The 22,469-nt window shown below is 34.0% G+C and carries 25 protein-coding genes and 1 tRNA gene; 16 read left to right on the top strand and 10 right to left on the bottom strand.

The features are described 5' to 3' along the window. Positions 1 to 10: 10 nt before the first annotated feature. Positions 11 to 487 carry an NOB1 family endonuclease gene (locus tag NMSP_RS06150; RefSeq protein ID WP_086907941.1) on the bottom strand — a complete coding sequence of 159 codons (477 nt, stop codon included), beginning with the start codon at positions 485 to 487 and terminating at the stop codon, positions 11 to 13. Next, positions 477 to 1,292, bottom strand: a complete 816-nt coding sequence (locus NMSP_RS06145; protein ID WP_086907940.1) for an NAD(+)/NADH kinase — start codon at positions 1,290 to 1,292, stop codon at positions 477 to 479. Before NMSP_RS06145 ends, NMSP_RS06150 begins: the two co-directional genes overlap by 11 nt. A 90-nt stretch (positions 1,293 to 1,382) precedes the next feature. Between NMSP_RS06145 and NMSP_RS06140 the strand changes: the two genes are divergently transcribed. Genes NMSP_RS06140 through NMSP_RS06125 form a run of 4 tightly spaced genes read left to right on the top strand, consistent with a single transcriptional unit; the run spans position 1,383 to position 5,643 of the window. Continuing rightward, a complete protein-coding gene (locus NMSP_RS06140; protein ID WP_086908408.1) occupies positions 1,383 to 2,228 on the top strand; it encodes a sulfurtransferase in 846 nt (281 codons plus the stop codon). Between the two features lies 1 nt (position 2,229). After that, complete coding sequence (locus NMSP_RS06135; protein WP_086907939.1) at positions 2,230 to 2,541, top strand: hypothetical protein; 312 nt, start codon at positions 2,230 to 2,232, stop codon at positions 2,539 to 2,541. Positions 2,542 to 2,577: 36 nt separating this feature from the next. Continuing rightward, a complete protein-coding gene (locus NMSP_RS06130) occupies positions 2,578 to 3,525 on the top strand; it encodes a 4Fe-4S dicluster domain-containing protein (RefSeq protein WP_086907938.1) in 948 nt (315 codons plus the stop codon). A gap of 51 nt (positions 3,526 to 3,576) precedes the next feature. Further along, positions 3,577 to 5,643, top strand: coding sequence for a glycosyltransferase (locus NMSP_RS06125; protein ID WP_086907937.1), 2,067 nt, complete (start codon positions 3,577 to 3,579; stop codon positions 5,641 to 5,643). Here the strand turns inward: NMSP_RS06125 and NMSP_RS06120 are convergent. Next, the gene (locus tag NMSP_RS06120; RefSeq protein WP_086907936.1) at positions 5,640 to 7,145 is read right to left on the bottom strand and encodes a chemotaxis protein; all 1,506 of its coding nucleotides are present in this window, start codon (positions 7,143 to 7,145) and stop codon (positions 5,640 to 5,642) included. The genes NMSP_RS06125 and NMSP_RS06120 overlap by 4 nt on opposite strands. A 433-nt stretch (positions 7,146 to 7,578) precedes the next feature. On the opposite strand from NMSP_RS06120, the gene NMSP_RS06115 reads away from it, so the two are divergent. Continuing rightward, positions 7,579 to 8,907: a cation:proton antiporter gene (locus tag NMSP_RS06115; protein WP_086907935.1), complete on the top strand. Its 1,329-nt coding sequence runs from the start codon at positions 7,579 to 7,581 to the stop codon at positions 8,905 to 8,907. Continuing rightward, complete coding sequence (locus tag NMSP_RS06110; protein WP_086907934.1) at positions 8,900 to 9,328, top strand: hypothetical protein; 429 nt, start codon at positions 8,900 to 8,902, stop codon at positions 9,326 to 9,328. Before NMSP_RS06115 ends, NMSP_RS06110 begins: the two co-directional genes overlap by 8 nt. 1 nt (position 9,329) lies before the next feature. Here NMSP_RS06110 and NMSP_RS06105 read toward each other — a convergent pair. Further along, a tRNA-Gly gene (locus NMSP_RS06105) sits at positions 9,330 to 9,406 on the bottom strand. 64 nt (positions 9,407 to 9,470) lie between these two features. On the opposite strand from NMSP_RS06105, the gene NMSP_RS06100 reads away from it, so the two are divergent. After that, complete coding sequence (locus NMSP_RS06100) at positions 9,471 to 9,734, top strand: hypothetical protein (RefSeq protein ID WP_086907933.1); 264 nt, start codon at positions 9,471 to 9,473, stop codon at positions 9,732 to 9,734. Here the strand turns inward: NMSP_RS06100 and NMSP_RS06095 are convergent. Next, a complete protein-coding gene (locus NMSP_RS06095) occupies positions 9,726 to 10,235 on the bottom strand; it encodes a 50S ribosomal protein L16 (protein ID WP_086908407.1) in 510 nt (169 codons plus the stop codon). The two genes, NMSP_RS06100 and NMSP_RS06095, sit on opposite strands and share 9 nt — an antisense overlap. A 97-nt stretch (positions 10,236 to 10,332) precedes the next feature. Between NMSP_RS06095 and endA the strand changes: the two genes are divergently transcribed. Then, positions 10,333 to 10,896, top strand: a complete 564-nt coding sequence (gene endA / locus NMSP_RS06090; RefSeq protein WP_086907932.1) for a tRNA-intron lyase — start codon at positions 10,333 to 10,335, stop codon at positions 10,894 to 10,896. Here the strand turns inward: endA and NMSP_RS06085 are convergent. Next, positions 10,893 to 11,549: a phospholipase D-like domain-containing protein gene (locus tag NMSP_RS06085; RefSeq protein ID WP_086907931.1), complete on the bottom strand. Its 657-nt coding sequence runs from the start codon at positions 11,547 to 11,549 to the stop codon at positions 10,893 to 10,895. The genes endA and NMSP_RS06085 overlap by 4 nt on opposite strands. A gap of 357 nt (positions 11,550 to 11,906) precedes the next feature. Between NMSP_RS06085 and NMSP_RS06080 the strand changes: the two genes are divergently transcribed. Beyond that, the gene (locus tag NMSP_RS06080) at positions 11,907 to 12,485 is read left to right on the top strand and encodes a hypothetical protein (protein WP_086907930.1); all 579 of its coding nucleotides are present in this window, start codon (positions 11,907 to 11,909) and stop codon (positions 12,483 to 12,485) included. 178 nt (positions 12,486 to 12,663) lie between these two features. Continuing rightward, positions 12,664 to 13,419, top strand: coding sequence for a pentapeptide repeat-containing protein (locus NMSP_RS06075; RefSeq protein ID WP_086907929.1), 756 nt, complete (start codon positions 12,664 to 12,666; stop codon positions 13,417 to 13,419). Between the two features lie 26 nt (positions 13,420 to 13,445). Here NMSP_RS06075 and NMSP_RS08530 read toward each other — a convergent pair whose 3' ends face one another. From NMSP_RS08530 to NMSP_RS06065, 3 genes are all read right to left on the bottom strand, one after another. Continuing rightward, entirely contained in the window at positions 13,446 to 13,586 is a 141-nt protein-coding gene (locus NMSP_RS08530; protein WP_192866158.1) for a hypothetical protein, read from the bottom strand. A 351-nt stretch (positions 13,587 to 13,937) separates the two neighbouring features. Beyond that, positions 13,938 to 14,369, bottom strand: a complete 432-nt coding sequence (locus NMSP_RS06070) for a tetratricopeptide repeat protein (RefSeq protein ID WP_086907928.1) — start codon at positions 14,367 to 14,369, stop codon at positions 13,938 to 13,940. Between the two features lie 89 nt (positions 14,370 to 14,458). Beyond that, positions 14,459 to 14,956, bottom strand: coding sequence for a very short patch repair endonuclease (locus NMSP_RS06065; RefSeq protein WP_225971258.1), 498 nt, complete (start codon positions 14,954 to 14,956; stop codon positions 14,459 to 14,461). A gap of 33 nt (positions 14,957 to 14,989) precedes the next feature. Between NMSP_RS06065 and NMSP_RS08525 the strand changes: the two genes are divergently transcribed. The 6 genes from NMSP_RS08525 to NMSP_RS06040 all read left to right on the top strand — a co-directional run bounded on the left by NMSP_RS08525 (position 14,990) and on the right by NMSP_RS06040 (position 21,411). After that, positions 14,990 to 15,157 carry a hypothetical protein gene (locus NMSP_RS08525; RefSeq protein WP_192866157.1) on the top strand — a complete coding sequence of 56 codons (168 nt, stop codon included), beginning with the start codon at positions 14,990 to 14,992 and terminating at the stop codon, positions 15,155 to 15,157. A gap of 69 nt (positions 15,158 to 15,226) precedes the next feature. Beyond that, on the top strand, positions 15,227 to 16,330 hold the full coding sequence (dndB, locus tag NMSP_RS06060) for a DNA sulfur modification protein DndB (protein ID WP_086907927.1): 1,104 nt from the start codon (positions 15,227 to 15,229) through the stop codon (positions 16,328 to 16,330). Next, entirely contained in the window at positions 16,327 to 17,874 is a 1,548-nt protein-coding gene (gene dndC / locus NMSP_RS06055) for a DNA phosphorothioation system sulfurtransferase DndC (RefSeq protein ID WP_086907926.1), read from the top strand. Before dndB ends, dndC begins: the two co-directional genes overlap by 4 nt. Beyond that, complete coding sequence (gene dndD, locus NMSP_RS06050; protein WP_192866156.1) at positions 17,861 to 19,897, top strand: DNA sulfur modification protein DndD; 2,037 nt, start codon at positions 17,861 to 17,863, stop codon at positions 19,895 to 19,897. The genes dndC and dndD overlap by 14 nt, the downstream gene beginning before the upstream one ends. Beyond that, positions 19,887 to 20,261, top strand: a complete 375-nt coding sequence (locus NMSP_RS06045; protein WP_192866155.1) for a DndE family protein — start codon at positions 19,887 to 19,889, stop codon at positions 20,259 to 20,261. Before dndD ends, NMSP_RS06045 begins: the two co-directional genes overlap by 11 nt. After that, the gene (locus tag NMSP_RS06040) at positions 20,254 to 21,411 is read left to right on the top strand and encodes a cysteine desulfurase family protein (RefSeq protein WP_086907923.1); all 1,158 of its coding nucleotides are present in this window, start codon (positions 20,254 to 20,256) and stop codon (positions 21,409 to 21,411) included. Before NMSP_RS06045 ends, NMSP_RS06040 begins: the two co-directional genes overlap by 8 nt. A 2-nt stretch (positions 21,412 to 21,413) precedes the next feature. Here the strand turns inward: NMSP_RS06040 and NMSP_RS06035 are convergent, their stop codons facing one another. Further along, positions 21,414 to 22,469, bottom strand: coding sequence for an HNH endonuclease (locus NMSP_RS06035; protein WP_086907922.1), 1,056 nt, complete (start codon positions 22,467 to 22,469; stop codon positions 21,414 to 21,416).

Here is a 22,469-nt window from a genome sequence, read left to right as displayed (position 1 = left end):
TCTGAAAAAATTATTTGATTAATTTTCTTTTCAATGCTGTTCCGCAATTTGAGCATTCTTTTCCCCCTTTGAAACTAGTTTTACAACCTGGACAATAATGAATCCATTTTCCAACATCTTTAATTCCTTTTGTCATAATTGGTGCAATGTTTAATCCCATGTTTTTTGCAACATTTGAAATCGCAAAATCATCTGTGATGATTTGTCCTTTTGTTTCAATCCCTAATGCAATAATAGAAACATCTTGTTTTGATAGTTGAGGAAAATCTCCTGTCTCTTTTGCTGCTTTAATTGCAGCCTGAGTTGATTGTTTGTCAGGCTCCCTAATTTTCAGTCGATTTGTTTCGAGAAGAGTTCCTAAAACATCCTGATTTTTTTTGATATGTTGAATTTCATCATAAACTAGAGATGTTGTGTAACAATCTTCAGATGATCTAAATGGAACTCCTGCATAAAATGCACTAGCATCTAAAATTCTAAAATCCAAGTTTGCTCATTTGTCTTAAACCTCTTTTTTTCAATCTAATGAAAACTGCTGGGCTTTTGTATTTTTTAATAATTATTGATTCTTCATATCCTGCAGATTTTACAACTTGTGCATCTATTGCAATATTGCAATCATGTGAAGAAATAATTTCAATTTTTTCATCAGGTACAACTAATGATGCTAATCTGTATACTGGTGCAACTGGTGTAATGATCAAGACATCTAAACTTTCGTGTAATATTGGACCTCCTAATGAAAATGAATGACCTGTTGAACCACTAGGTGTTGCAATAATCACTCCGTCCATCTTTTGTTTTACTGTATCGTTTTGAAATTTAATTTCAATTTCTGCAGTCTTAGTCAAGTTTGCTCTACTAATGTAAATTTCATTTAGTGCTGGTGGAAATTCTACTCCGCCACATACTGCAGTCACTCTAGTTCTTTTATCTAAAAAGAAGTTGTCATTTAAAATTTCATTTAGTGCCTCATCAATCTCGTCAATTGTAATCTCTGCTAAAATTCCTCTATTCCCACCAACATTGATTGTTAAGATTGGCGTCTCATTTTCTAAATTTCGAAAAACACGAAGTGTTGTTCCATCTCCCCCTAACGTTACTACGAGATCCAACTTTACATTCTGAATTTCTTCTAGTTCTTCCATCTGTTTTGCTCCTTCAACACTGACTGGTGAAATCGTATACACGGTTGCTTTTTTTGCTAATAATTTTTTAGCAACATCTACTGCAGCATTTTCTGAATCTTTGTTTCCTACTTTACTTACAACGGCAACATTTTCTAGTTTCAAGTAAGTTCCTTTGAATTGTATTTACATAAAAATGATATTTTTACGCACAATTGTAAAAACAATTAAGTATGAATGTGGACTCATGAAATTATGAGCTACGCACATCCTGAAGTATTAGTTGACACTGAATGGTTATCACAAAACCCTCCAAATGAAAATAGAAAATTAGTTGAAGTTGATTATGATCCTGTAAACGGATATCAAAAAGGTCACATTAATGGTGCAAGTCTCATATGGTGGAAACGTGATATCAATGACCCTGTGACTCGTGACATAATTGCTAAAAAAGAATTTGAAGCATTAATGTCCAAAAATGGAATCACTGCTGACACTGAAGTTATTCTTTATGGTGATTTCAATAATTGGTTTGCTGCTTTTGTTTTTTGGGTTTTCAAAATTTATGGACATGAAAATCTAAAGATAATGAATGGTGGAAGAAAAAAATGGGAATTAGAAAATCGTGATTACACTACTGACGAACCACAAATCGCTTCATCACAATACGTTGCACAACCACCTGATGAGGGTTTACGTGCATATCTATTTGATGTTAGTAGAGGAATTGGAAAAGAAGACACTGTAATGGTTGATGTGCGCTCTCCTGCAGAATTTTCAGGTCAAATAACCGCTCCACCAGAATATCCTATGGAGCATGCACAAAGAGGTGGACATATTCCTGAAGCAAATAATATTCCATGGGCAACTGCTGTAAATGATGCTGATGGAACATTCAAAGGAGTTGAAGAACTAAGACAAAATTATGAACCAAAAGGTGTAACTCCTGACAAAGATGTGATTTGTTATTGTCGAATTGGCGAACGTTCATCACACAGCTGGTTTGTTTTAAAATATTTACTTGGATATCCAAAGGTAAGAAACTATGATGGCTCCTGGACTGAATGGGGTAACATGATAGGAAACCCTGTGGAAAAATAAATTGCTTTTAGATTTACCTATTCTTGAAAAAGGATCTTTTTATTTTATAAAAGATGGAAACTCGACAATAGTTTTAGAAGATAAAACCAAACGAGGATTGGAAATTAAAGAAACTTCTACTGATGAAACTCTCAAAGTTAAGGCTGACAAGGGAATGATTCATGATATGGATGGAATTGGACACTGGGTTCCAATTAGATGGTATTTTTCTAAAGATTCCTATGATCTATCTGATGTTCAACTTCATGCAAATGCCATGGAGAAAAAATACACTGAATTGAGGGAATTAACCTGCCCTCAAGATGATGACTGATAACGTTTTTAACTAAATTCTACTCACAGAGAACAGATGTCATTACTTTTAAAAGATCGGGTTTGGTCAATGGAAGCCCCAACGGCAAAGCGTGGAGTATACCCATTACATGGATTCAAACTTGGTTTATACCGATTACCTATAGTACTTGAGGACCCAAATGAAATTAAATCCGTTCATGATGGTTTGAAAAAAGCATTTGAAATGGATATGTACGCAGATAGAATTTACGCTACATATCGTTGGAAAGAGCAAAACATGGAAGATCCTGATGAGAAAGGGTACGAAGAAGTTGATTTATCTGTAACAGTAGAAATTGTCACTGGAGAAGTTGTTGATATAATTTATCAGGTATTTCCAATTGAGAAATTTGGAGATCCTAACTGGGTTAAAGATTATAGAAAGAAAGCAGACCATTTTGCAAAAATGGTAATTGATACTATTTTGAGAAATACAATTTTGGCAGATAAGATGATTTCTTATTTGGCAAAAAGTGAAAAGATTCCTGAACTAAATGCAATTCAAAGATTGGAGGAACTAACTCCTTTGGCAAAAATTGTTCTTGGTGCAAAACCAAAACCAATTGAAGCAACAGATGATGAAGAAGAAGAAGATGACGCATCCATTGAAATTCCAGACGGTGCAAAACCTGGACCAATTGATGTTGAGTACAAATCAAAAATGAAACCATCTGCTGTTTATGAAGCTGCAGAACACACAATCAAAACCTGGGGTCGTAAAGGTACCAGTAATGGAATAATGGGTATTTGGGGAGAATTTGTCTCAGTAGATTATGATATTTGTGTTGCAGATGGTGGATGTATAGAAGCTTGTCCAGTTGGAGTTTACGAATGGTTTGATTCTCCAGGAAATCCTGCATCTGATCAAAAACCATTGATGTCAAAAGAACCTGATTGTATTTTCTGTCTTGCATGCGAAGGTGTATGTCCTCCACAAGCAATCAAAATCTATGAACAAAAATAATTGCATTTATTGCAACTATAAATATCGACTAATACTTTTGAGCAGCTAAAGATGGCTGGAAACCCTTTCATTGCATTAGTGTTTGATTTGTTTATTATTTCTGCTATTTTGATTACTGCATATACTTGCAATTTTTACTATCTTGTTTTACTTGCAAACAAACGAAATAAATCAATTGAAACTGTTGATTTGGGAACCCCCTCTGTAACAATTCAACTTCCAATTTACAATGAAAAATATGTTGCAAAACGACTTGTAGATGCAGTATGTAATTTGGATTACCCAAAAAATCAAATGAATATTATGGTTTTAGATGACTCTGATGATGACACTGTTGATTTACTAGAAAAAACTGTAAACTATTACAAGACACAGGGATTCCAAATTGAACATATTAGACGTGGAACAAGAAAGGGGTACAAAGCAGGTGCTCTCAAATATGCGATGCAAATTACTGACACTGAACTTGTAGCAATATTTGATGCAGATTTTATCCCTCCAACATGGTTTCTTAAAAAAGCAATTCCTCATTTTTCAAAATCAAACATTGGTTTAATTCAATGCCGTTGGGGTCATGTAAATGAAAATTATTCCACTATCACAAAAGTGCAAGCTCTTAGTCTTGATTTTCATTTTCTAATTGAGCAAAAGGCAAAAAGTGATTCTCATTTGTTTATGAACTTCAATGGCACTGCTGGAATTTGGAAACGTGATTGTATTGAGGATGCAGGTGGTTGGCATACTGCAACTTTAGTTGAAGATCTTGACTTGAGTTATAGAGCACAGATGAAGGGATGGAAATGTGTATTCCTACCTGACATTGTAGTTGATGCAGAACTTCCTGCTCAAATGAATGCTGCTAAAAGACAACAATTTCGATGGGCAAAAGGCTCAATTCAATGTGCCACAAAGTTACTTTATGATATTACTGCAAAACGTAAAATTTCTGTTGAAACTAAAGTACAGGCATTTGTTCAATTAACTCGTCATATTGTTTATCCATTAATGTTAATTCAATTTTTGGCATTGCCGATACTTTTAGCTGGTCAAGTTAATCTTTATGTCGTAAGTTTTCTACCTGTCATTACCTTTGCAACTTATCTTGCAATGGGTCCTGGTGCATACATTTTGATTATTCAAAATATGTATGGGAAGTCGTGGAAATCTAAAGCAAAGTTGCTGCCTGCATTATTGGTTTACAATGCTGGAATGTCTGTAAATAACACTGTTGCAGTTTTTGATGCTATCTTTGGTAGAAAAAATGAATTCCTTCGAACCCCAAAATATGGTATAATCAAAAAAGAAGATGACTGGAAAGGAAAGGCATACAATTTACCTTTTACACAAACAACTCTTTTGGAAATATTTTTTGGTGTCTATGGCATACTTGCAATTTTTATCTCAATCTTTTCAAATAATCCTGTATTTGTTCCAATTATTGCAATTCAAACTATTGGATTTTTCTTTATTGCTTACATGAGTCTCTCTCATACTCGATTTAAAAGAAATAAATCAAGTGAACAACGTAAAATGACGAAGAAAGAGAAAATGGCAAATACTGTTTACAAACTATCAATGGTTGGAATTTTAGGTTTGATAATTTTTGGTGGATTTATGGCCATTAATGGATATAATTCAGATATCTACCCTTTAGATAGAATTAGAGGTCATTTTGACGGAATAATAGGCTCATCTGACCCAGAAGTTATTCGTGCACATCTAATTGCAATTCAATTAGATATGGAACCATTATTGGAAAAACTACCTGAGACTACTGACACACAAAGTCAAATTATTTCAAAGAATCCTGTATGGATTTTTGCAACTGAATCAACCAACTTTATTAGAATTCAAAATGATGTTGATACAATGCTTGCAAGTTTAGACAACATTTCAACTATTCCTCAAGATAATTCTGCATATCACACAGCAATGTTGGATATCAACAACAGAGCCGATTTGCTCCGACAAAATATTATGGATGCCACTCCGTACATGTATGTCAGCATTACAAATATGCTTTCTAGTGTTATTTGGATTGCAGTAATAATTGGAATATTTTCTGCATTAAAACGAAAAAGAACACAACTTAAAGAATCTGATTCAATCGGTGTCTAAGAAATATTTAGATCATTTCTAATTTCATCTACTGCTCTAATTCCATAGATGTCTCTTACTTGTTGAATTCTAATTGCTTCTTTTAACATGTCTCTGCCTATGGCATTTGTTAGAATTGAGTATACGTCACTAAATCTTATCTCCCATCTATCAGCACAATCTAGCATTTTACTGACTGCCCATTGTCTTACCTCGTGTGGTAAAGGTATTTTTTCACCTGATTCGTTTGAAATTTTATCAAACAAATTTACAATTTCAGTTGTAAGTTTTGCCATTTTCTCAATGTCTTTTGCATCCCCGTACTTTGATTCTGTATTCATCCTGATGTTTGATTGATACTCTGATAGTTTCAGTAGGGCCATAATTTCTTTTGAGGAATCACTGGAAGCCTTGTTTGTAACATTTCTCACTGATTGTATTTCTTCAAAGAGTTTTTCTGATTTTTTATGGAATTCTTCAGTTGATGCTTCTTGTCTCTTTAGTGTGTCAGATACTGAAACAATTTTTTGTTCAATGTTGTTTGTTTTATCATAAACATTGGATTTGAAATTTGAGAAATCTTCTTGAACTTCTTTTAGGTTTTCGCCCACAAATGCAGTTGAATCAGCCCTCTTTGCTAGGGAGCTAATCTCAGTTTCAATTTTATCAATTTTGCCACCCAATTCTCTAACTGATTCTAGGCTAATTGCATCACTAGAGTTTACAGTTGATGACACTGTTTCAAATTGTTGTTTGAGGCCATCTATCACGCCTCCCAATGAATCAATTTTTGAGGCTTTTGAAGATATTGCATCAATTGAAATTTTGATTGCTTCTAATTCTGCATTTACAGTTGATGCGTCTGTAACCCCTTCAATTATTTTCTCAAATTCTTGTTTCAGACTTTCAACTACCTGACTACTTGTATTGATGTTATCTGTTTTTCCAGAAATCTCTTCGATATTTTCTTTGAGTTTATTCATCTCTGAACTGATTTCTAAAAATGAATTTGTTTTTCCAGAGACTTCTCTCAAGTCATCTCTGACCTCGTCAATTCTTTGTGCAATTTTTATGATCATTTGCGAATTATTTGAAATTGAATTCATACTCTCTTCAACTTTTTGAGATATTTCTTGAGGCTTTGATTTCTTTTGTACTTCTGAAATTCTGCTTAATTCGTTTTCTAATTTTTCAGTTTGATTGTTTATTTTACTTATTAAATTAGATTGTGTTCTCACTTGATTTAATCCTGCATACAATTTTTGAGTATCGTCTTCTATGATGTTGATTTGTTTAGATTGTTTTTGAATATGTTCTAATGTCGATGTTAATGTGTCAATCATTCCTTTCATGGAAACCAGGACTTTTTGATTTTCCCCAAATATCTTTGACATGACTTTAATTTCCTTCTGTAGTGCTTTGTTAGAGTCTGAAACTGATGAAACTTTTTTTAATACTGCTGCAGGACTAGGTTGTTTTTTGACTGCTTTTACAACTTTTTTCTTACTTGTCTTAGAAACCATATACGATGAATTAAGAAACTAAGAATAAAAAATTTAGGTTTAAAATAAAAAATGTAAAGAGTCACTTGTTTACAACTTCTGGTTCATGAAGTAATTCATGAAATGTCTTCTCAGCAAGACCATTAGTTGTCTCAATGAATCCTCTTGCACAATATTCGCATTGAATCATATAGTACAGTACGGTACCGTACTATTAATAATTGGGTTATTCCAATGTAACCATAATTGCAGTCAGTTACCCCAGGTCATATCTCTTCATCTTAATCCTAATCTGCTGACCTACTCATCACTCTGCATTTTTACTAAAACAACTAGGCATAAAGAAGTTTCAAATTGCTAATCTTTTGATAATCATTTATTTGATTTTTCGATAATTTTTTTTCTAAATTTTAATCACGCAATCACTTTTTAATGAAATTCAATCAATGATATTATGCAAAATCTTTCGTTACAATTGGATTCCAGTACAATTCAAAATTCTCTTAACTCTACTGTTAACACTTTGATTGAACAAGTAACTCCGGAATTACCACATACAAGTTTTGTAACTGATTTAGCTTTTATCATGATCATAGGTTCTATTGTTACACTTGCATTTTTTAAAATTAGACAACCTTTGATTATTGGATATCTGTTTGCAGGAATGCTGATTGGTCCGTTGTCTCCTCTTTGGACTTGGATATTGCCTGAAAATAATTCCCCGTCTGAAATGTTAGATGGTGTTGGAATTTTATCAGATATCTCTGCATTGCATTTGTTTTCAGAGATTGGTGTAATTTTATTACTATTTGTTATCGGAATTGAATTTCCATATGCAAAGATCAAATCCATTGGAAAAGTATCTGTCGGTGTAGGAACAATTGGACTGTTCTCTACATTGGGTGTTTTGTTTTATGCTTCAACTGCACTTGGTTTGCAATTTATGGATGCATTATTCATTTCAGCAGCTTTGTCAATTTCTAGTACTGCCATTATTGTTAAAATTTTAGAAGAGATGGGAAAAATCAAAAAAGAATCGTCTATCCTTGTTTTAGGTATTTTGATTGTCGAAGACGTAATTGCTGTAATTTTGATTTCTACATTACAATCAGTTGCTCTAGTCGGATCTGTATCTATAGAGTCCATAATTGTAGTTGTATTAGTTGCAGTAGGCCTTATTGTTGGAACCTTTACTATTGGAACTCGAATAGTTCCAGGTTTAATTGATAGAGTTGCAGCTGCTGAAAATCGTGAAATTTTACTTCTAAGTGTTCTTGGGGTGTGCTTTGGTTATGCCTTACTGGCAAATATTGTGGGATTGTCTGTTGCAATTGGTGCCTTTTTAGCTGGCGTATTGGTAGCAGAATCAAAATCTGCTGAGGTTGCAAAATTGCTTTCCAGTCCAATCAAAGACATGTTTGTAGCAATATTTTTCATTTCTGTAGGCGCATTGATGGATGTTTCACAACTTGAAAATTATATTTTCATTGCAATTGCTCTGATTGCTGTTGCCACTGGTATGAAATTTGGTGGAAATATGTTGGGTAATTTCATCTTCAGACAAAAACGTGGAAAAGCACTCCGTTCAGCATTTACATTAGCTGCTCCTCGTGGTGAATTCTCAATTGTAATTGTAAAAGTTGGAGTTGATATTGGCGCAGTATCTGCATTCTTGTTCCCTCTTGTTGGTATAATTTCAATTATTACTGCATTTATTTCCCCATTCTTAGTTAAAGCAAGTGACAGAATTGTTCCTGCATTGGAGGAAAAAGAGGATGTCTGATGAATTGCAAAAAATGTTAGATAGTGTTCATGATGGTATTACCACTTTTGATTTTGAAGGAAAAGAAACTCCATGTATTGTAATTGATGAAGAAAAATATGGTTTGATTCGTGCAAAAATTGAGGGTCAACCTTTTTCTGTTAACACTGATCTGAATATTTTGCAAGACGGATTGGGAAATGTATTTGTAGAAATTGTTTTGACTTTTTCAGTGGGCAATATTTCAGAAAAGTTTCTTGTTAACGGAAAAACTGATTTGAACTTTTTTGAAGTTTTAGCAAACACATCCATGCTTGTACTTAATTCACCTGAATCAAGATATGGACAGGATAATGTAATTGCAATTCAGTTACCCAGACCTGAAAAGGCTCATGATGCACTTGAAATCATAAAAAATGCATTAATTCCTAAAAATCAATAGATGGTGCAGTTACCGGGATTTGAACCCGGGTCACGTACTTGGCAAGCACGAGTACTAACCAGACTGTACTATAACTGCAACAATTCAAAGGGTTGAATTTGCAGATTTAAGCGTTTTTAAGCTTTCATTGCTTTAGTAGTATGTGGATGAGATTCTTTTAAAGAAAATTGAACAAAAAATTCAAGATAGTATTTCCAATAAAGATGATATCAAGGAACTGATTAAACTACTTTCTACAATTGATGGTTCCAAATCTTTCGCGTTGGGAATTGTAGTAGGTAGATTGTACAATACTTTTTTCTATCAAAGTAAAAGAATCCTCAAGCGAGAACCAACTAAGCAAGAATTTGAAGATTTTTTAAAATTTATTGAAAATAAGAAATCTGATTTAGACAGTCTATGGTGATGGTTTATTCCATTCAATCACTTTGATTGTTGGAGTGCCTGGTAGTTTTACACATGCTCCGTGAAGTGCTTTCTTTGCTGCAGTTAGATATGCTTCACCATTGACGTACAGTTCCATAATGCATTGTCCTTGTCTTACTCTTGCACCTAAACTGGTTGCTTTGCCCCATGATCTTCTCATACCTTCTGAAACTCTGTCTGCACCAGCAGTGGCAATTTGTTTATTTTCTCTTAAGAGATTATGTGGATAAATTCTAAGTCTTGAATAGTAACCCGATTCACCAGTTGTTTTTTCTAGTGTTTTGTTAGCTGCTAATCTGGTTGATTCAATGGCCATATGTCTAATTTGAAGACGTTCGTTCATCAATAATTGAACACAGTATTCGTAGGTGCCTCTTTTACCACCTTGAAATTTTGCAATTTTAATTTGTGGTTTTCCTTTGATGTATTCCTTTCTTGTGAATACTTGACCTGTACCGTCTCTATAGTTTGCACCATGCATGATAATCTCAACCATGAATGCCCATATTTTAACGGTTAGCAGCTATTTGGTCATATTTCCAATGCTTATATGGAAATCTTCCATTTTTCACAATAATATGGATGAGACTATTGAAGTTAGAGGAGACTTGATTTTAGATCAAGCCTGTATTTCCGAACATAAGATGATCCATGATCTTGAGCAAAAGGGATTTGGTGAAATCACTAAAGGGAAATTATTTCTAAAGTCTTTTGAAACATTGTATTTGCTATATACTCGTAAATTATTTCTAAAGAAAAATAAAAAACAAATTGATTTTGATACTTTTATGAATATTTGTCAAAAAACAAATCCTGAGATTCTAACAAAATTTTTGATATTTAGAGATCTAAAGACCAGAGGATATGTTGTTAAAGACGGATTTGGATTTGGTTCTGATTTTCGAGTTTATGAAAGGGGCCATTTTGGTGAGAAGGGTGCCAAATTCTTGATTTTTGGTCTTAACGAAGGGCAACAAGAGAAGATGGGCGCATTACAAAAAAAGATTGATGAGATTACTCAAATGGGAAAAGAGCCTATTATTGCAGTAATTGAAAGACGTGGTGAAGTAATTTATTACAAAATCAATAAAATGAATTTCCTAGAAAATAAAAGCCGTTTAGAAGGAAATTTTGAATTTTAGATTTCTGTAACCCACTTTGTTGAATATTTCAAAAGATTATTTTCCTCAGCATACATAAAATCACACACTTCTACGTATTTTGTTTTATTTTGCCACAGGTCTTCAAAATCTTTTCTTTTTCTTTCCACTCTTGATTTGTCATTCCATGATGTAAAAACATCAACTGATTCAAAATCCCTTGTCTGTGTTGAAAATGATTCCTTGGATGTTCCTGTAAATGCTACTTGCTCGTCTTCCTCATCAATGAAAATTCCAATTCTTTCAGAAAATGCATCTGCAATTCTCTCTGAATTTGGAATTGCAATTTTTAATTCAATTTGTCCGTTATTTACGATGTTTTGTAATTTCTGAATTTTACTATTTCTGATAAATTTTCCCTCAAATGACTTTGTAAATTTTTCAGAAAATAATTTTGTAAATAAATTCAAATCTTCTGTTTTGAATCTATGCCCTGTGATCATTCTTAATTTTGATTTACCTGAACTGAAATTATCAAATGCCATTGATATTGTAGCTAATGCCTGAACTGACAGATAATTGACACATCTATCGTATTCGATGCAGTTACTCAAGCATGGGAAAAAGAATTCTGCAACAATATCGTCCACGTCAGAACGATATTCTTCCTTTAAGTTGATATTTTTCAAACCCATAGGATATGATTTGTGATTTTGATATTTAAGGCAATAACAATAATAATTCAAGTGCTCCCATCGGGAAATGTCTTCTCAGTCCAATACTCCAACATCTCACAGTCGTGAGTTATTGTTGTATTTTTCAATGTTGGATTTACGAACTAATTTGATTTAAGATTGTGGTTTTCATCTTGAAAGTATAACTCTGAAAGTATAACCTTGAAAGTATAACTCTGAAAGTATAACCTTGAAAGTATAACTCTGAAAGTATAACCTTGAAAGTATAACCCTGAAAGTATAACCTTTTTTTTGAATATGACTACATCTATCTAAAAATATGGAAATTAATATCAACAACAACTCTCTTTCCAATATGTGGCATTCAAAAAAATTTGGAATAAACTTACATCCGATGAAAGAAAAGATCTTTGGAATGAACTTACCCCAGAACAAAAAAATAACCTTTGGAATGAATTTCCTCTACCTCAAAAACAGCGGTTTGCCAATAACCTTGCATTAGATCAACAAGACAAATGGAATGAAATCCTTTTTGAATTAACCCGTTATTCAAGAATTTTAAATATATTTGATAGACCAAACTGGATTGCTGAAAAGCTCAATGTATCGTTATTGAATTTAGAAATAGAAAGTGAAGAAGTGCAAAAAGCGGGAAAAGAAATATTTGACTGGTACACAAATGCATTGCAACATTTTTTCATATTCAAAACGTTCATTCCGGAATCACAACAAATTATTGATTTAGAACGTAAATATTTTTGGAAAAAAAATGAACATGTAGTAAAGGAAAAAGTTAATGAATCCATAAAAGCGCAAAAACTTGATTGGGATGATGCATACATGAACATAATAGATGAGCAAAGAGGTCTTGATAAAGAAATTGAACAATATGAAGACCAAATGAAATATGAATTTAAAGATCGAATTAACTTGTAACCGATATAGACGAACCCTGAAAGTATAACCCTGAAAGTATAACCCTGAAAGTATAACCCTGAAAGTATAACCTTGAAAGTATAACTCTGAAAGTATAACTCTGAAAGTATAACTCTGAAAGTATAACCCTGAGATTTTTGAAAAATCCTTAAGTGGATAAAGCACATAAAGTTAGAACATGGCAGATGAAGAAATTGTAAAAGAAATCAGGAACAGGAATGGCAATAACACTGATTTTAAAAGTACGGATTTGGAAGGTGCGGATTTGAGAGGTGTAAAATTGACAGGTTTAGATTTGAGTGGTGCGAATTTGAGAGGTGCGGATTTGAGAGGTGCGGATTTGATACTTGCAAGTTTGGAAGGTGCGGATTTGAGAGGTGTAAAATTGACAGGTTTGGATTTGGAAAGTGCGAGTTTGGAAGGTGTGGATTTGAGAGGTGCGAAATTAAATGGTGCGGAATTGAGTGGTGTGAATTTGAGTGGTGTGAATTTGATAGGTGCGGAATTGAGAGGTGCGGAATTGGAAGGTGCGAGTTTGAGAGGTGCGAAATTGTCCTTTACGGATTTGAGTGGTGCGAATTTGATAGATGCGGAATTGACAGATTTAGGTTTTAGTGGTGTGAATTTGAGTGGTGCGAATTTGAGAGGTTTGGATTTGAAAGATTTGAATTTGAATGGTTTGGATTTTAGAGGTGTGAATTTGAGTGGTGCGAATTTGAGAGGTGTGGATTTGAAAGATGCGAATTTGAGAGGTGCGGAATTGGAAGGTGTGGATTTGAGAGGTGCGGAATTGGAAGGTGCAAGTTTGATAGGTGCAAATTTGAAAGATGCAGATTTGAGTGGTGCGAATTTGAAACTTGCGAATTTGAAACTTGCGAATTTGAGTGGTGCGAATTTGACGAATGCGAATTTGAAAGATACGGATTTAGGATAGGATAAGATTGTATTTGTGATCTTGTGTTATTCAAAGTAAGAATCTCCAACTACAACTATCCCGCCGTCATAGCAATCCTTACAAATCCAGTTTGGTTTCTCAGAGCCCTTTTCTAACTTGCCCCACTGGTTTTCATCCTTGATTTTCTCCCATCTGTTCTCAAGCAAAATCCTTTTTTGATCAATCAATTCATCCCACTTGTTTTGTAATCTGGGTGTAAATCGAGGATCATAGAAGATGAGAACATTAGTTGAATTGCATCTTGGACAGTAGACGGGATACCCGGGAGACGTTGAGCATATCTGAACCTTTTTGCTATTAGGCCTGATATGGCTCACTGAAACATCTCTCTTCTGGTCTTAAACAACTCGTAGGAGTTTTTGTTTAATCCCTGAAGTAGTTCTGCTGCTGCTTCGTGGTTCAAAAAGAGATGTGTGTTGCCGCATGCAATTATGATGCCCTTTGCATTTTCTTGGTTACACTCTATGAGATTCAAGTGATAACCTTCAAAGAAAACATCACTCAACTCTATTCTCCCTTTGCCATTGGAGTGCAGTTGTTTTGTTTTGTCTTGCAATTTCATCTGTAGGGTCTAACCGAACTGCTTCCTCAAAACATGCAACTGCCTCAGGAATTTTTTTCAGACGTATGCATGAAACTCCCTTGCCACACCAGCTGTGAGAATGTGTAGGGTCTATCCTAATTGTTTCCTCGTAACAAGTAAGGGCTTCTTCGTACTTGTCCAGATGAAGTGAATCAAGTGCTTTGTTATGCCAAGCAGCTTTAGATCTAGGATTCAACTCTATGACTTTGTCATAACATGCAATTGCTTCAGCATATTTTTTCTCTTCACTTAACTTTACGCCCTTTTTTAAAAAATAGGCCGCTTCGTCAGGTGGTTTTGATTTTTGTATTAGAACTTTTTCAAGTTCTGTTATTTTTCGTACCATGCACAACTAGCGAGTTTATGATATTTAGGGGTTTAACTATACTTAATATTTGTAATATGATGTTTAACTATACTTAACTTTTAGGCGTGTCATCTGGAACGAAACTTTGCCAGTATCTTCCGTCTGCATTTCTCAGGATTTTTTTCAATATCGTGCTCCCATAATCTGAGGACCGACCACCCGTCCCGTCTGAGATTTCGGCCGTATCTTTTGTCTCGTCTCATGTTGTTTTCAATCTTGTCGCGCCAGTATTTTTTTGCAGGCTTTTTCTTTATGTCATATCTGTAACCGTGCCAAAAGTCCCCGTCACAGAATATTGCTATCCTCTTTCTCTTGTGTGCAAAGTCGGGGTTGCCGTACATCTCAGGATGCATCTCAAACTTGTATCCCGTTTCTTTGAGAATCTTTTTCATTTTGATTTCTATCTTTGTATTTTTTCCACGTATCTGGGACATGACCCATGATCTTTTTTCTGGTGTAAAGATGTCTGTCATTTCAAAACCTGTTGCTGTGTCTTTACAATCAATGCGTCCTAAAAGGAATGTGGCAATGATCTGTAAAAATAATTGGAATTTTCTCCAATCCAATAACTCTATAAAGAATCTCTAGTCACATAGATTATGGCAAATAACGAAATTGGCGGTAGACCAGTTACTATTACAAAAGATGGCACTTCAATCAAAGTAGTTTTTCATCCAATCGCAAAGGGTGCAAAACATCCTGATGCTGCAGTCTTTTCAGTAAAAATGGCAAAAGCTGACCTTGACAAACTAAAAAAAGCATTCTAGTAAAGTAGACTTCCATTAGGTAATAGTAGACTTCCAAATGCTTTTATCGTACTTCCACCATGCCTAGATATGTCTAAATCAAGAATTGCTGAACAATCTGTTGGCAGTGAGACATATGGGTTTGATGCAATTCGTGGGATTCAGGCAAAACGTGAATTCTATGTGGCAATGTGTCCGCTCAAAATTATTCCAAAACTATTCATCTTCAATGATTATGAGATTCCTCCAGAACTACGTGCACAAAGAATTATGAAGGATTCTCGTATTCCTGCAATTAAAAATTACATCCTAAACAACCCTGAGGACTACACGTTTTCCTCATTAACTGCATCAGTTGATGGAACTATGAAATTCACACCAGCTGCATCTCTAGGTGAGGACGGCAAACTGGGACGTCTTTACATCAACATGGACTCCAGACTATTGATCAATGACGGACAGCACAGACGAAAGGCAATTGAAGAGGCCCTAAAGGAGAATCCTGATTTGGGCTCTGAAATGATTTCTGTTGTATTTTTCCAAGATGATGGTTTAAAACGCAGTCAGCAAATGTTTTCAGACTTGAATAAAAATGCCGTAAAGCCTACAAAATCATTAAACATACTATATGATCATCGAGACAAGTTTTCTCAATTTATTGTTGATTTAGTTGGTTCTGTTGATATCTTTGAAGGACGAGTTGAGTTGGAAAAAACTAGCATCTCTAATCGCTCAACTAATGCATTTACTCTAAATGGAATTGCAGATGCTTCATTGCGTTTAATTGGTTTGCGTAAAAGTAGAAAACCTACTGATGATGAAAAAAAATTAATCAAAGAATACTGGGAAATAGTTTCAAAAAATATCCCTGAATGGCAATTACTAATTCAAGGAAAAACTAGTTCATCTGAACTAAGAAAGAGCTTTGTTCACACAAATACAAATTGTCTTAATGCAATTGGTATTGCCGGACAAATAATTATTGAACAAAATCCTGATTCCTGGAAAGATGTGTTGAAAAATCTCAAAAAAATTGATTGGTCAAGAGAATCATCTGATTGGGAAAAGAGACTGATTCTTAATGGTCAAATGCAAAAACATTCAGCAGGAATTGACCTTGCAGCCAACGTAATTTTGCAAAAATGTGGCATTTCACTCTCTGAAGACAGGCAAAAAATAGAGGATAAGCTTTGAGTGAATCTGTTTTTGATAAAAGAAAGTTAACTGACGTTTATGAAGAAATAAGAAAAGTATACCTTAGTGATAATCGCCCCTGGATAATTGGATTCAGTGGTGGCAAAGATTCAACTTGTTTAGTTCAATTGGTATGGAATGCATTATCTGAACTCTCTCCTGAAAAATTACAAAAGCAGGTTTACGTTATTTCATCAGATACTTTAGTGGAATCCCCACAAATTGCAGCAAGAATTACTGGCAGTTTAAACAAAATGGAAAAACATGGACAAGAACAACATTTGCCGTTATCAACTAATTTACTTCGACCAAAACTATCTGATACTTTTTGGGTTAGATTACTTGGATTGGGTTATCCTGCACCAACTGTAATGTTTCGTTGGTGTACTGATATGCTAAAAATAAACAATGCAGATAGATTCATTGAAGAAAAAGTCTCTGAGTATGGTGAGGCAATTGTACTACTTGGGATGAGAAAGTCCGAAAGTATCTCAAGACACCAAACAATGAATTTGTATAAAATTGACAACAGTCTATTATCAAGGCACTCAAAATTTGCACAAACTTACATCTACACCCCAATTGAGGATTTTTCTGCAGAAGATGTTTGGAATTATCTGTTACAAAACAAAAATCCATGGAATGAAAATAATCGAGATTTGCTAGCATTATACCAAGATGCCAACGCAAGTGAATGTCCCTTGGTAGTTGATACCAGTACTCCATCTTGCGGTGGTGGCAGATTTGGATGCTGGACCTGTACTGTTGTAGACAAGCAGAGTTACCTCAATAATTTAATTGAAAATGGCGAGGAATGGATGGAGATTTTAGCAGAATTGCGAGAGGAACTAAAGCAAACTCAGGAACCTCAAGCATGGGAAAAAGTAAGAGAGAAAAAACGAAGAAACGGCAAAGTAGACCTAAAAACTCATGACGTAAAATGTACTAAATGCTCTACTGTCATTAATGATATATCATTAAAAAATTGCCCCATATGTCTTGCAAAAGATAATCTTGAAATTCCTTTGATAAGATATACTCCCGGACCATATACTATGAAATTTAGAAAAGAGTATTTGGAAAAATTACTAGTTGGACAAGTAAAAATTCAAAAACAAAAAAATGATCCTGACATGGAATTAATTTTACAAGAAGAAATTCATGAAATACAAAGAATATGGAGAATGGAACAAGGAGATTGGCATAATTCAGCTTATCAAATCTATGAAAAAATTACTGGAATAAAATTAGAATCTGCCAAAGAAGATTTGGGAGGTTTTGGAGAAATGGAAGAAGAGTTACTGCAACAGGTTTGTGTAGACCATAACGTCCCTGCAAAATTAGTTAGTACTTTGTTAAACAAAGAATTTGAAAACCAGGGTGCTACAAGACATTCAAAAATATTTGGAGAAATTAAAAAACAACTTTCTAAAGAATGGCGTGAGGATATGGATGTAATTATGGATGAATTGCATCAAGAACGTAAAGAAAAGGAATCTGTTCCTTCATCTAAAAGAAAGGAGAAAACTAATGCTTCTAACTAAAATAATTTTAAATGATTTTGGAGTGTATAGGGGAAGAAACGAATTTGATGTGCAAACCACTAAAGACAAACCAATAATCTTGATTGGAGGAACAAATGGTGCAGGTAAAACAACTCTGTTTGAATCAGTCATGCTGTGTCTGTATGGACAAAATTCCTTTGATACAAAAATAACTCAAAAACAGTATCATGCCAAAATTTTGAGGCTAATTCATAGAATTTTAGGCACAAAAAAGGCTGCAGATTCTGCATCTCTTGGAGTTGAATTTCAATATGCTCATGCCGGGAAAGTTTTGGAGTACAAAGTATTTCGAATGTGGCAAAACAATGATGGTTCAATTGATGAGAAGTTTGCCATTGAAAAAAGGATGTTAGGTGATGAAAAATTTGTCAAACTTGATTCCTTGGAGGAATCTGAATGGCAGACATTCATTGATCAATTGCTTCCAAAGGGAATTACAAAGTTGTTTTTCTTTGATGGGGAGAAAATTCAAAATATTGCTGATTCTGGAAATGAGGATAAATTCATCAGATCTTCTTTTGATACTTTGCTTGGATTGGATTTAGTAAAACAACTAATTGATGATATTGGTATTAGTGTTTTAAGAAATTCTGATGGGGATACAAAAAAAATTCTAGAAGAAATTGAACTCAAAACAAAAGAAAAACAAATGTGTGAATCAAAAATAGAAAAACTACAATACAAACAATCTGAATTAAATTTACAAAAAACTAATTTGGAAAAACAACTTGCAGTACATGAACAGCAATTCAAAAAATTGGGTGGAGATTTTGCAGATAAACGAGAGTCTTTGCAGGTTGATAAAACAAAATTTGAATCAAAATTAGAAAATGTTGAAAAAGACATTAGGGATATGTGTGCAGATACATTGCCATTTAGTTTGATTCCAAAACAAATGCATGAATTAAAAAATGAAATTAACTTGGATTTGCAAAAAATTAAAAATAATTATGAGAAAGAAATTTTGAATAAAAATTTCAAAGAATTAGAAAATAAAATAAATTCTGATTCATTTTTATCAAAATACGATTCGAAACTCAAAAATGAATTATCTGCACAAATCAATGAATTGTTTGCAAAAAAATTAGATTCAATTTCAGAATCTCAAGAATTGTCATATAATTTCTCTGAGCATGATATGGATAAAATTACTAATCTAATTGACAGTGTAAATGATGAGAACCTCTCTCGTCTGGAGGCCCTGGCAAAATCTCACAATGTACTGACAAATTCCTTGAACTTGACTTCAGTTAGCCTTGAAAGCGCCCCAAAAGATGACCAAATAGGTCCAATTTTCTCAGAATTGACCAAAACTAGTCGTGAATTAGGGGAGTTGGAAAATGAAATTGAAAATCTGGAAAATTTAGAGGCTCAAGAAAAATCTGTTCTAATCTTGTTGAATTCTCAAATTCGCATTAATTTAACCAAAAAACAAATTGACAAAAAGAGATTGGCCGGATTGGAACTGGGACCCAAAGTGCAAGAGGTGCTAGAAGACTATTCTAATATTTTAAGAAGTAAAAAATTGGAACTCTTAGAGAGATACATTTTAGATGGACTAACTACACTATTACACAAAACTGATTTTATTGAAAAAGTCAAAATTAACGGTGAAACCTTTGAAATTAAGTTATTCAAAGGAAATGATGATGAGATTACAAAAGATATGCTATCAAAAGGTGAACTTCAAATGTACTCCACATCAATTGTACAAGCATTAGCCAAAACATCTGGACGTCCACTGCCATTTATGATAGATACTCCACTTGCAAGATTAGATGAGGATCACAGAAAAAGTTTGGTTGGTGAATTTTATCCGATTGCATCACACCAAACAATAATTTTATCAACTGATTCAGAAATCAATTACGAACACTACAAAGAACTAAAACCATACATTGCAAAGTCCATAGTTATTTCATACGATTCAGAAAATGGAAAAACAGTATTGCATGACAGATACTTTTTCAACAACAAGGGAGAAAAAGAAATTGAAGTTTAGTGCAGTAACTACCAGTTCCAGGGTACAAAAAAATCTTGGTATCATGAGAATCAAAACTGGTTTGACTCCAAACATTTCTTTGCGATTTGGATTTTGCATGTCGCTTAAAGATCCTTCCATTCCAAATCCTGACGAGTACAACCAAGAAGGCTCCAAACTAGAACCTGCAGTTCTCTTTGGTGCACATGAGCCAATTTACATGGCACTAATGCTTAATCGATTAAAAAAAGACGGATTAGACCCTGAACTTTATCTGCAAAAAATGACTCGTGCCCACATGAATAGAGGGGCAACTGCCTTGTGGCCAAGAATCAATGATTTGTCTGATTTTTATGAATTGGTAAAAGATGAGCAAAATGAGTGAGCAACCTCCAATTTACTTGGATTCTCATGCTACCACGCCTGTAGATTCACGAGTTTTTGAGGTAATGAAGCCATATTTCACTGAGAAATTTGGTAATGCGTCCAGTTTGGATCATCCCTATGGATATGACGCATCAGTTACAGTTCAGCTTGCAAGAGAATCAATTGCAAAGGCAATTGGTGCAAACACTGATGAGATTATCTTTACATCTGGTGCAACTGAATCTGATAATTTAGCACTACTTGGTGTGATGGAGAAAAACAAAGAAAAAGGAAATCACTTGATAACTTGTGTTACAGAACACAAGGCAATTTTAGATACTGCAAAACATTTAGAGTCTTTGGGATATGATGTAACTTATCTTCCAGTTGATGAATTTGGTTTAATTGACTTGGAGGAATTAAAATCTGCAATTACTGAAAAGACTATACTAATTTCAATAATGTTTGCAAACAATGAGATTGGTACAATACAAAATGTCTCACAAATTGGTGCAATTGCACATGAACATAATGTGTTGTTTCATACTGATGCAGCTCAAGCAGTTGGACACATTCCAATTGATGTTAAAAAAATGAATATTGATTTAATGTCATTTTCATCTCATAAAATTTATGGGCCAAAAGGAATTGGCGCATTATACCTGCGCAGTTTGATGCCAAGAGTCAAACTGAATTCCATTGTTTATGGTGGGGGACAAGAAAGAAACATTCGTTCTGGTACACTAAATGTTCCAGGAATTGTAGGATTTTCAAAAGCAGTAGAGATTGCAGTATCAGAAATGAATGATGAAAATAAAAAATACAAAAAATGGACAGATTTAATGTTAGAAAAGTTTGCAGCAGTTGGTGGCAAACTAAATGGCCATCCAGAAAATAGACTGGTTCATAATCTCAACATTAGATTTGATGGAATTGAGGGCAAGGCAATAATTAATTCAGTATCAAAGAAATTGGCCATATCTGCAGGCTCTGCATGTACTACTCAGAATGTTGAGCCTTCCCACGTACTTTTGGCCTTGGGATTAAGTGAAGAGCAGTCACACTATGCCATTAGAATTGGCTGTGGACGATTCAATACTGATGATGATATCAAAGTTGCAACTGGTGAGATTGTAAATTCTATTGAATCCTTGTCAAAAATTAGATGAAATTAATTTAATTTGTTGGGAGGCATGTGTTTGATTGCATATCCTAACCGCTTAGCACTGTTGTAGTGATTTTTAATAATTTCTGGATAATTATCTCCTATCATATTTACTGAATCTTTTAACATTGGTATTCTTTCCTTATCTTTTGTAATGTTTTCAATTAATTGATCAATGAATTCTTCTGGGGGCAGAAATCCTGATTTATGACAATTGCAACTCTGACATGCCAAAGAATAGTTCCAAATGTTGTCTTCAGAAATATAATCAAATGGTATGACATGTTCAAGGTGTACTTTGATAGAATCTGAAAATTTAATTTTACAATAGAAACATCTGTTGTAACCTGCTTCAGTTAGTTCATGTTTTGCTTTGTTAGAATATACTGTATCTCTTTTGATTTCTGAGCCTTCAAGTTTTGGAATAATCAATGGAACGTCTCTGTTATATTTTTCCAAGAAGCGTGCCCATTCAAGTATCACAACTGCGTTTAGCAAGACATGCTTTTCTTGAACAAATTTGATAAATTCTGGATTGAGATATATCCCAAATGCAAGATCCGTGTCCTTTCTATTTGCATCACTCCAGCCAGATACTACTTGATATTTGAAAAATAAGGGATTTTCAGGCTCAATACTGGCAATTTTTTGAAATCTCCACACAACATCATTGAAACATTTTTCAGATATGGCATCAATGCAATTTTGAATTTTAGTTCCCTCTTGTCGTTCATAGTAAGCATAGTTTTTTGGGTACCATGATTCAGAAAATTCATTTCCTATGATTGTAATTATATCTGGCACTTTAATTCCGCCTTTTTTTGTATATCTTGGTGCGTGATTTAATTTGGTTTTGCATACTTGTGGCCAAAAAAATTCCAAAAAATATTTGGCAATGGTAGAAAATTCTACATGCTCTTCAACTCTATCTTGCTTACAGTATTCCAGTAGAAATTTGGCAAATGCAAATTTGTATGTGGTTGATTTTTTCCCGTGCACTACCATTGAAAGAAATTTTTCTTCAAATTCCTGATGATTTTTTGTTTTGGGAAAATCTGTCAT

The organism is Candidatus Nitrosomarinus catalina (assembly GCF_002156965.1).
Lineage (GTDB): Archaea > Thermoproteota > Nitrososphaeria > Nitrososphaerales > Nitrosopumilaceae > Nitrosopumilus > Nitrosopumilus catalinensis.
The sequence above is the reverse complement of the archived record's forward strand: the minus strand, read 5'-3'. Positions and strand labels throughout refer to the sequence as shown.